The following is a 2,746-nucleotide window of genomic DNA, read 5'->3' on the forward strand; positions in this document are numbered from 1 at the left end:
CCGGTCACCCACACTCAACTCGGAAGAGCCCCCAATCCCCGGTGTAGCCCCAAATGCGTTGCTGAACAGCCCACCGAGATTCACGCCAGAAAGCGCTACCCTCCTCCAAATCCAGAACCCATGGGTTAGCGCTCACCTCAGATTCATCCGACCCCGGCAGGCTACCGTTACGAGACTGCGGTGCGGCAGTCGGCAAGCCGGGAGACACCATACCGTGCGAACGCTGATACCTATACAGGAACGCCGCCGTCGAATAATTGTGCATGTTCATCTCCGGGTGGAAATTCCCATCCGCCCAACCGAACGTAATGCCCTTCTGACGAGCCCAAATATACGCGGCGTAATCCGGATCATCCGGAGCGATATCTCCATAAGGACTCGTCGCCGGAAGCTCCACCTTCGGCGAACCCGCAAGACGGTACAGCGCCACCGTCACATCGCGGCGCGTCATATCGCGTCCCTCACTCAAAGAAGAAAACTCAGGAAGAACCTGACGGCGCTTAAACCATGCCCAGGCGGCGTTGACCTCCTTATTCTTTGTAAACTGCAGCTGTAGATCCTTCGAAGTAAGCTGCTCAACCGACTCAACCGTACCGTCCTTGCCGGCAGTCACCTTTTCCAAGAAGAGCCTGTACGAGCCGTCATAATTCAGCGGCGCACCGGGGACGTTCAGCTTCTCATCCACCGTGCCGTCATGGATGCTCTCAGCAGCAATCTCCTGCACTAGCGCCTTCTGACCGGTCAGATGTCCCTGCTCATCAACATGTTGTACCGAGAAACGGTAAGAGACCCCAGGCTGCTTCTTCAAGCCGACGGCACGTACCTGAAGGATATTTTCCTCATCATAAGGGCTCACTGTTGTAGCCTTCAGAAACATCTCAGGGCTCGCCGATTCCTTATTAAGCGAACGTACCGGAATGAAATCTGCAACATCATTCAGCAACTCACCGGGGTACTTCTCATCCTCCGGACGGTCTTTACCGTAGAAACCAATCTTATAGACCTTACCCGGCTTAAGCGTGCCCCCAGGAATCGTAATAGACGTCTTAAAATGCTCATTCAGGAAATAAACGCGCTCTCCACTACGGGAAGCCGGGTACGGAATCCGAGTGGTGAATTCGGGTTCGCCTACAATCTTTCCGGTCTTCGGGTCGACTTCATAAAAGGCCAGAAGCGCCGGACCGTCCTTGCCCTCTCGACTACCGCTCGTAGTAATATGGAACCCCTCAAGCGTCAGAGTCGTATCCTTCCACGGGTCATCAATCGCGGGCACACTGAAAATGTACGTCGTCTCAGTCGGCTTAGGGTCCTGCACAACATTAATAGGTGCACGCGCCACAAAACGGAATTCGGACGGCCAAAAATCCTTCCGGTGGCCCTTCTTGTGGTACGTCAGAATGACGTCGAAAAGAGTGCCTTCTTTAGCCTCAATAATGTACGGCCCAATATTGAGGAAGAAGGTGTAGCTCCCGTCTGGGTTTTCTACCATCTGCTTCGGGTTGGGGTCACGGTCAAAGAGGTAGCCAAAGTAGGCATATCCGTCAATGCGGGCATACGCGGCTTTGAAGTACGAAGAACCGCGATCAACCAGAGAAAATTCGTAGAATTCGTAATTCTGGCGGAATTCAGCACTGAGCGGAGGCGTCGTCAGCGTTACGGTGCCGCCTTGAGAAATGTTGAGAGTCTCAGGAGAGACTTTAAACCCTTCCATTTCAGGATGGCGAGAATCATTCACTTCAGGATAGCGAGAATCATCCGCCTCCGGAAGCGAAGACGTGGATTCGTCAGCATCTTCTTGAGCTGCGGCGGGGGAGGCGGGGGTCGCCTGTGCCGGTTGTGCCTGCTGCTCAGGTGCTGCCTGGGTCGGTGTTGCGAGTGCCGCCGGGGTGATACCGGCAAGCGGGCTCAAACCCAGCAGTAGGGAAAGGCTGAGCACACGGGTGCTCGCCGGGTGGCGCGGGGTATCAGAATGGTGCGGGGCACCTCGTGGGGCGAAGAATGAAGACATCATAATCCCATCTACAAAATTTATACGGTGATTGAAGTGAGTGAGTAGATGAAGTGAGTGAAGAAGTTGAGCAGATATAGTCTGAAAAGCCAGGCTAGGGGAGAAGAAGCCCCGTAAATCCTGATGTCAGGCAAGAGAAGCCGCTGGGGAGGGGAGGAACAGAGGCTGCACCGGCGGGCTGAAAAGTCGAACTACGCCGAACATTCCAGCCCACCGGTCACTCCTCACCACGATCGGGCGCTACCTGAGGTGGCTACCGCCGTGCTCCATACGGTACAGCATCAACGCAAAATCACCAGAGGAAATGGAAGAATTATCAAAGCCCTCATAGGCGTATTCCCCGTCAACGCTGTAACCCCACATGCGGTGATCAACAGCCCACTGAGCCTCACGCCAGAAAGCGCTACCCTGACGAACCTTATGCTGCCAACCGCCAGCACTCCGAGGCGCATCCTGGTTACCCGGCAGCGAAGAAGAGGCCGGCGCCTTCGGCGTGACCTGACCCATCGCCTTCTGATACCTGTACAGGAAAGCCACCGTCGACGGGGTCGAAAGGGGCGCATCCGGGTGGAACTTGCCGTCCGCCCAACCGAAGGTAATACCCTTCTGACGAGCCCAAATGAACGCGGCGTAGTCCGGGTCGCTCGTTGCCACATCCGCATACGGGCTAAAAGCAGGTAGCTCAACCTTTGGGGAACCAGCCAATCGGTACAGCGCCACCGTCACATCGCGGCGCGT

2 protein-coding genes are annotated in these 2,746 nt (G+C 55.7%); both read right to left on the reverse strand.

Annotation, left to right across the window (positions count from 1 at the left end; genetic code table 11):
- Positions 1-4: 4 nt before the first annotated feature.
- On the reverse strand, positions 5-2,011 hold the full coding sequence (locus HMPREF2884_RS07070) for a superoxide dismutase (protein WP_246827942.1): 2,007 nt from the start codon (positions 2,009-2,011) through the stop codon (positions 5-7).
- A 237-nt stretch (positions 2,012-2,248) separates the two neighbouring features.
- Positions 2,249-2,746: S-layer homology domain-containing protein (locus HMPREF2884_RS07075; protein WP_141753518.1), on the reverse strand; the 498-nt coding region annotated here is incomplete at its 5' end.

It is taken from the genome of Rothia sp. HMSC073B08 (assembly GCF_001812975.1).
Classification (GTDB): domain Bacteria; phylum Actinomycetota; class Actinomycetes; order Actinomycetales; family Micrococcaceae; genus Rothia; species Rothia mucilaginosa.